General features: G+C 72.7%; 6 protein-coding genes and 1 pseudogene. 4 read left to right on the forward strand and 3 right to left on the reverse strand.

Going from position 1 to position 6,925, the window contains the following annotated elements:
• The first annotated feature begins 24 nt into the window (after nt 1-24).
• Together ACZ6C6_RS31060 and ACZ6C6_RS31065 are read left to right on the forward strand one after the other, a co-directional pair.
• On the forward strand, nt 25-1,047 hold the full coding sequence (locus ACZ6C6_RS31060) for a LacI family DNA-binding transcriptional regulator (protein ID WP_469207602.1): 1,023 nt from the start codon (nt 25-27) through the stop codon (nt 1,045-1,047).
• Nucleotides 1,048-1,097: 50 nt separating this feature from the next.
• Nucleotides 1,098-1,427 carry a hypothetical protein gene (locus tag ACZ6C6_RS31065; RefSeq protein ID WP_469207604.1) on the forward strand — a complete coding sequence of 110 codons (330 nt, stop codon included), beginning with the start codon at nt 1,098-1,100 and terminating at the stop codon, nt 1,425-1,427.
• A 26-nt stretch (nt 1,428-1,453) separates the two neighbouring features.
• Here ACZ6C6_RS31065 and trxA read toward each other — a convergent pair whose 3' ends face one another.
• Complete coding sequence (gene trxA, locus ACZ6C6_RS31070) at nt 1,454-1,840, reverse strand: thioredoxin (protein ID WP_469207606.1); 387 nt, start codon at nt 1,838-1,840, stop codon at nt 1,454-1,456.
• A gap of 119 nt (nt 1,841-1,959) precedes the next feature.
• On the opposite strand from trxA, the gene ACZ6C6_RS31075 reads away from it, so the two are divergent.
• Nucleotides 1,960-3,396: a dihydrolipoyl dehydrogenase family protein gene (locus ACZ6C6_RS31075; RefSeq protein WP_469207608.1), complete on the forward strand. Its 1,437-nt coding sequence runs from the start codon at nt 1,960-1,962 to the stop codon at nt 3,394-3,396.
• Here the strand turns inward: ACZ6C6_RS31075 and ACZ6C6_RS31080 are convergent.
• On the reverse strand, nt 3,353-6,394 hold the full coding sequence (locus ACZ6C6_RS31080) for a hypothetical protein (protein WP_469207610.1): 3,042 nt from the start codon (nt 6,392-6,394) through the stop codon (nt 3,353-3,355). The two genes, ACZ6C6_RS31075 and ACZ6C6_RS31080, sit on opposite strands and share 44 nt — an antisense overlap.
• A 156-nt stretch (nt 6,395-6,550) precedes the next feature.
• Between ACZ6C6_RS31080 and ACZ6C6_RS31085 the strand changes: the two genes are divergently transcribed.
• Nucleotides 6,551-6,760 carry a hypothetical protein gene (locus ACZ6C6_RS31085; protein ID WP_469207612.1) on the forward strand — a complete coding sequence of 70 codons (210 nt, stop codon included), beginning with the start codon at nt 6,551-6,553 and terminating at the stop codon, nt 6,758-6,760.
• Between the two features lie 55 nt (nt 6,761-6,815).
• On the opposite strand, the pseudogene ACZ6C6_RS31090 reads toward ACZ6C6_RS31085, so the two are convergent.
• Nucleotides 6,816-6,925 (reverse strand): annotated as a pseudogene (locus ACZ6C6_RS31090) (glycoside hydrolase family 16 protein); the annotation flags it as partial.

Genomic DNA, 6,925 nt, shown 5'->3' on the forward strand with positions numbered 1-6,925 from the left:
CGGTCTGGAAGACTGCGCGGAGCCATGAGTCAGTTACCCGATCAGCCCGCCGAAGGCCCCGTCCCGACCAGCGCCGACGTGGCGCGGCTCGCCGGTGTCTCCCGGGCCACCGTGTCCTACGTCCTCAACAACAACGCGCAGGTGCGGATCAGCGATCAGACCCGCCGCCGGGTACGGGAGGCCGCCGACGAACTCGGCTACGTCCCCCATGCCGCCGCCCGCACCCTGCGCGCCGGCCACTCGCGCATGGTGCTGCTGCCCACCGGCAACCTGCCGGCCGGCCCCCTTCACCTCCGCTTCCTGCGCGACCTGGAGGCGGGGCTCCGGCGCCTCGACTACACGGTCGTCCAGTACGGCTCGCTCGGCCTCGGCGCCGACGAAGCGGCCCGCGCGTGGGCGGAACTCCGCCCCGCCGCCGTCATCGTGCCCGGCTCCGTTCCCCTCGCCCCACGCGGAACCGCCGTGCTCCGGCGCTCCGGGGCCAAGGCCGTCATCACCCTGGGCCCCCACCCGGTCGAGGGCGCCCATGCCCTGATCATGGATCAGCGGGAGGTCGGCGCCTGCGCGGTGCGCCATCTGCTGGAACGCGGCAGGCGCCGCATCGGCGTCGTGGTGCCCGAGGACCCCGCCACCACGCTCTTCGCCGGCCCGCGCCTCGCCGGGGCCCGCGAAGCCGCGCTGAACGGCGGCGCCCACGTCGAGGTGCTTCCGCTGCGCTACGAGGAGGACTCGGCCGCCTCCCTGGCCGCCGGCTGGCCCGCGCTCGGCCTGGACGCCGTCTTCGCGTACGACGACACCTACGCCATGCTGCTGATGCGGGCTCTCCAGGACGCCGGGATCGGGATACCCGCCGAGGCCGCCGTGGTGGGCGCCGACGACTCCATGCTCGGGCGGCTGCTGCGCCCGAGGCTCAGCAGCGTACGGATGGAGCTGGCGACCGCCCAGCCGCTGGCCGACCTGGTGGACCGGCTCGTCCGGCACCCCCGGACCCCGCCCGAACGGCACGACCTGCTGCGCGCCCGCGCCGTACGAAGGGAATCCAGCTGAACCGGCCCGACGACATGCGCGGCGCACCACCCGTGCCTAGCGTCGTGACCATGAGCGATCCGCAGAGCTACGAAATCCTCATCGTCCCCGAGTTCACCGACGACAAGGCCCCCGCGGCCGGAGAAGGCGCGACGGGGGCCAGCGTCAGGGGCGCGGCGGCCAGGGGCTCCGACGGCGGGGGACCGGGCGCCGCCATCCGGTCGGCCGTGGTCACCGCCACGGGAGAGACGGGCGAGACCGGCTACCCCCGGTACGCGGGCGACGGCATGGTGGCGGACATCGACCCCGGCACCAAGACCGTCGAGGGTCTGCTCGTCGACGGCTCGGAACTCGCGTACGGGCTCTCGGCCCGGGTCGCGGAGCGCGCCGCGGAGACCTGAGGCCCGCGTGGCGGGGAGGGGCGCCGCTACTGCTGCTGCCCCTCCGCCTTGCCCTTCTGCTCGGCCTCGACGGCCTTGCGGACCTCGTCCATGTCCAGCTTCCTGGCCTGGCCGATGACGTCCTCCAGGGCCGCCTCCGGCAGCGCGCCGGGCTGCGCGAAGACCGCCACGTTGTCCCGGACGATCATCAGCGTGGGGATCGAGCGGATGTCGAAGGCCGCCGCCAGCTCCTGCTGCGCCTCCGTGTCGACCTTGGCGAAGACCAGGTCCGCGTGGCGCTCGGACGCCGCGTCGTACACCGGGGCGAACTGCCGGCACGGGCCGCACCAGGAAGCCCAGAAGTCGATCAGGACGAACTCGTTGTCGCTGACGACCTGGTCGAAGTTTTCCTTGGTGAGCTCTACGGTGCTCATGCGTTGCTACCTCTTCCTGTGCCCGTATGAGACGTGTCCGAGTCAACGGTGCCCGATCTCGTGCTATTCCGTGCCTGCCCATGTGGCCGACGCCCACACCGCCCGCCAGAATGGGCCGCATGACACATGCAGCGGAGCCTGTCGCGTACGACGTCGTGGTCATCGGAGCGGGTCCGGTGGGTGAGAACGTGGCGGACCGGGCCCGGGCCGCCGGGCTGACCACCGCCGTCGTCGAGTCGGAACTGATCGGCGGCGAGTGCTCCTACTGGGCCTGTATGCCGAGCAAGGCGCTCCTGCGCCCCGTCGTCGCCCGCGCCGACGCCCGCCGCGTCCCCGGGCTGAGCGGTGCCGTGCAGGGACCGCTGGACGCCGCCGCCGTCCTTGCCCACCGCGACGAGTACGCCTCGCACTGGAAGGACGACGGCCAGGCAGCCTGGCTCGACGGGATCGGGGCCGACGTCCTCCGCGGCCACGGCCGGCTGACCGGGCCCAAGCAGGTCACCGTCACCGCGCCCGACGGCACGGAACGCCGGCTCACCGCCCGGCACGCCGTCGCCGTCTGCACGGGCAGCAGGGCCGTCGTACCCGGCCTCCCCGGCATCGAGGACGCCCGCCCCTGGACGAGCCGGGAGGCGACGAGCGCCAAGGAGGTTCCCGGCCGGCTCGTCGTGGTCGGCGGGGGAGTCGTCGGCGTGGAGATGGCCACCGTGTGGAACGCGCTCGGCGCGAAGGTCACCATGCTCGTACGCGGCAAGGGGCTGCTGCCCCGGATGGAGCCGTTCGCCGGTGAGCTGGTCGCCGAGGCGCTGACCGAGGCCGGAGCGGAGATCCGTACGGGTGTCTCGGCGACCGCAGTGCGCCGCGCGGGCGGCGAAGGACCGGTCACCGTGGAACTCGACAACGGCGAGAGCGTGGAGGCCGACGAGGTCCTCTTCGCCACCGGCCGCGCCCCGCGCACCGACGACCTGGGTCTGGAGGCGGTCGGTCTGGAACCCGGCTCCTGGCTCACCGTGGACGACACCTGCCGGGTCGAGGGCACGGACTGGCTCTACGCGGCCGGTGACGTCAACCACCGCGCGCTCCTGACCCACCAGGGCAAGTACCAGGCACGCATCACGGGCGACGCGATCGGGGCCCGCGCGCAGGGCAGGCCGCTGGACACCGCCCGCTGGGGGGCCCACGCGGCGACCGCCGACCACGCCGCCGTCCCGCAGGTCGTCTTCACCGATCCGGAGGCCGCATCGGTGGGCCTCTCCCTGGCCGAGGCGGAACAGGCCGGCCACCGCGTCCGCGCCGTCGACTACGACCTCGCATCGGTGGCCGGGTCCGGGCTGTACGCGGACGGCTACCGGGGCCGCGCCCGCATGGTCGTGGACCTCGACCGCGAAGTCCTGCTGGGCGTCACCTTCGTCGGACCCGGCATCGGCGAACTGCTCCACTCGGCGACGATGGCGGTCGCGGGTGAGATCCCCGTCGACCGGTTGTGGCACGTGGTGCCGTCGTACCCGACGATCAGCGAGGTGTGGCTGCGTCTGCTGGAGACGTACCGGGGGTGAGCGCCGTCCCTCCATGTGTGCGTCTCGCGAGGTGTGCCTCGACCGCGTCGAGACCGCTCCACGTCCACGGCGCGGCCGGGGTGCCGTCGGTCTCAAGACCGTACGGCGACCCCGCTCGCGGCCTGACCTGATCCGTGGGCGCGGCGACGACTGCCGGTGCCGCGGATTCCAGGCGGTCGGCGGCCTCGGCCTCGCCCGCCGTGCGCAGAGCGGACAGAAGCTCCGCGCGTCGCACTGCGTTCGAGAGGCCCCGGTGCGTGATGGCCCGCTCGATCAAGGTATCGGCGTGTGCCGCCAGACCGTGCTCACGGAGCGTCCGGAGGAGGGTGACGAATCCGTGTCCGTAGGGTCCCACTGCCAGGACCGCGCGGCGGGCCAGACGGTCGAGTGCGCCCGGCGGTCCCTCCCGGTCCAGTGACCGTGCGAGGAACCGCACCCCGGCCGCACCGGACAGCGGAACCTCGTCGGCAGCGCGCAGCGCGAACCGCCGCACTGTCCGAGGTCTGCCGACGCGCGCGAGTTCATCGAGGTAGATGGCGCTGTATTCGGCGTCATCGGGCTCGACGTCCCGCACGGTGTTCAGCAGAAGACGCCGGACCAGGTCGCCGCGTTCGAGGCCCTGCAAGGCCCACAGGAGCGGGACCACCTTCTTGACCGATCCCACGTCGAGCCCCGTGAGGGGGTCACGCCCCAGCAACTCGGCGACCAGGTCGTCGAAGCCGCAGTACCGAAGCTCGTCCAGCAGCCAGCCGACGTCCTCCGGCTCCTCCAACTCGACTGTGGGGACGGCCCGTTCCGCCAGCCTGCGGCATGCCGTCGCCATCCCGAGCTCCCGCAGTTCGTACAGCGAGGAGGCCACGAACTCGGTGTCCCACAGGGCGATGGCGTCGGCGAGCCTGAGGGCGAGCAGGCGCGCGGCTTCCGCATGCTCCTCCTTCAGTTCCTTCACCAGGCTCAGCAGCGGTTCGATGTCGCCGGACAGATCGACGCGCGAGGCGGCCGCGGAGAACAGGGCCTTCCCGTCCTCGCACCAGGGTGGGCAGACGCGGTGCGCCACGACGAGCTCCAGCACCATGGCGGGATGCTCCAGAAAGGCACGGTCGGCGAGAATCCTCCCGGCGAGGCGCGCCGCGTGAGCGGTGTAGCCGTATGCGAGGAGCTGCCAGAGGACATCGGACACGAAGTCCACGTCCGACAGGCGCATGAGCGCCGCCGGATCGCGGTCGATGAGCAGGGATTCGTGGCCCAGTTCGCGCAGGGTCCGGAGCAGGTGAGTGACCTCCTTCGCATCGGAGACATCGACCTCCTCGACGGCCCTCTCCGCGAGACGCAGGGTTGCTTCGGCGCCCTCGCCCGCGAGTTCGAGCAGCCGTGCACACATGTCCCAGCCCGACTCCCACGAGGTGTGGCTCGCCGTCCAGAGCGCCATCTCCTCGCGCTCACGCGTCTCGACGGGCATGGTGCTCAGGAGGGTGCTCCATCTCGTGGGATGGCCCGCCGTTGTCGCGCGGCGCATCAGCAGCACCGCCTGCTTGATGAAGCCCTGTCGCTCCGCCTTGTACGACAAGTCCATGAGCACGGCCGGGTCGGTGGTGAACGCGGTCACGGCGTCCCACAGAGCCGGCCGGGTCACAGCGGCGGCAGCGGCTTCGGCGGTGTTCTGCTGGAGGTAGTCGGCCGGTTCGTACGTGGTCGGGCCGCCTGCGGTGTCCCGCAGGGCGAACAGCGCGGTGAGGGAGTTCCTGATGTCGGTGCGGCGGCCGTCGGCCCGCGCACCCGTGACCAGGGCGGTCAACGCCTCCCCGGCCCAGCCGGGCCGGGCCGGCCTGAGGCGCGGCGGAAGGGCCGCGTCGGCGATGTGGGCCAGCAGCTCCTCCGAGAGCGGCACCCGGCGCGCCGTGTGCCTGACCGCGATCGCGGCGGTGATCAGGGCGTGTTCCGCAGGGGTGAAATGCGCGCCGGGGCCCATGCGGTACGCGGCCAGGAGCTCGGGCCCACCGCTGAGGTGCTGGACCACCCGCCCGTCGGCCGCTCCGGCCCGCCCCGCCTGCCCCATGCGCGGGTCTCCGCTGGACAGGGCGAGGCTCTGCCACTCCGCTTGCTGGGCCCGGGCCAACTCCGCCGGAACCGCGATCCGGTGCGTGACCGGCGCCGCCAGGAGCGCGCGGACGTGGCTGGGCGCGTCCACCGACTCCGGAGGGCGGACGAACTCCTCCCAGTACGGGAACGTCCAGAGGGTGCCGACCGCCACCACGCCGGACCGGGTCAGCAGGAGCTCGCGCAGAGCGGCGGCCGCCTCCTCGGCGCGGTCACCGTGCAGGAAGCGCTGCGCCTCGTTGAGCCAGAGCACGTCCCCCGGTGCCACCAGCCCGTCCCGGAGCAGATCCGCCAGCGCGGCGGCGTCCGTGGGCCGCCACAGACGGCGGTGCGGGGCCAGCCGGAGGAGCACTTCGAACAGGGCGCGGGTCTTGCCCGTGGAGGAGTCACCGGTGAGCAGGACGAAGCAGGACGTCCTCCCGTCGACCGCCGGGGCGAGCAGACGCTCCAGTTCGACGTCGTGCGGGCGGGCGTAGTAGGGGGTGAGGAAGGAATCGTCCGGTCCGGCTGTCAGGAACGGCGCCTGCTGGACCTGGAGCAGTGCCGGTCCGGCGAGTTGGACGCTGCCCGGGCCGGCGGACACGTCCCTGGAGGCGCCGGGAGGAGGGACGTCCGGTCCGGGCCGGGACCGGTGCCAGAGATCCCGGAGCTGCCGGCATGTATCCGGATCGGCGCCGGCGGCCTGTGCGATGCCCGTCACGGTGCGCAGACTCGGTGGTGCCGGGTTGTCGTCGTTGAGGGCCTGGCTGTACGTGCTGGGCGACACCGGGATTTCTGAGGCGCGGCTCCGCCCGACGATGTCCTTCCGGGTGTACCCACGGCTGCCGATGACGTCGCGCAGCCGTTCGCGTAACGCGGCCAGGGCCTCGGCCCGGGCCGAGGCATCGTCACGGGTCGGCATGCACCCTCCTGTGGCCCGGTCGGGCGGACGGCCACCGGTCGGGGACCCGTGGGCCGAGCGGTTCGGCTTTGTTCATTGTTGTCCGCCCGAACCCTGTCGTACGGCCGATCGGCCAATCTCCTCCTGTCCGCACACCATTCCGTGAGGAGACGCAAGGTGCCGCTCGAAGCCGTCGTCGTACTGACCGTGATCGCCGTCGCTCTCGTGCTGCTGATCGCAGTACTGAGCGCTGTCACGGCCGTGTTGCTCGCCCGCCGGTCCGGAACGTCGAACGCCGCGGCTCTCATGCGGGGAGGTACGGCCTTCGGCGCGGCGCTCTCCCTGCTCGCACTCCTCGCGTCCACGATCGCGGGGCTGCTTCGCTGAACGACCCCGGACGGTGGAGGCCCCGCCGGGCTCGCGCCCGGCGGGACTGCCGCGATCAGGTCGGAGGTGCGCTGTCGCTGGTGGTGACGCGGACGTGGTCGACGACGAGCTGGTTGGGGAAGGCGGTGCTGCCGTCGGGGTCGCCGGGCCAGTAGCCGCCGACCG

It is taken from the genome of Streptomyces sp. NPDC041814 (assembly GCF_055590565.1).

Excerpts from the sequence above, each read along its gene's own strand:
- ACZ6C6_RS31060 (WP_469207602.1), top strand. The coding sequence starts at position 25 with ATGAGTCAGTTACCCGATCAGCCCGCCGAAGGCCCCGTCCCGACCAGC.
- ACZ6C6_RS31065 (WP_469207604.1), top strand. The coding sequence starts at position 1,098 with ATGAGCGATCCGCAGAGCTACGAAATCCTCATCGTCCCCGAGTTCACC.
- trxA (WP_469207606.1), bottom strand. The coding sequence starts at position 1,840 with ATGAGCACCGTAGAGCTCACCAAGGAAAACTTCGACCAGGTCGTCAGC.
- ACZ6C6_RS31075 (WP_469207608.1), top strand. The coding sequence starts at position 1,960 with ATGACACATGCAGCGGAGCCTGTCGCGTACGACGTCGTGGTCATCGGA.
- ACZ6C6_RS31080 (WP_469207610.1), bottom strand. The coding sequence starts at position 6,394 with ATGCCGACCCGTGACGATGCCTCGGCCCGGGCCGAGGCCCTGGCCGCG.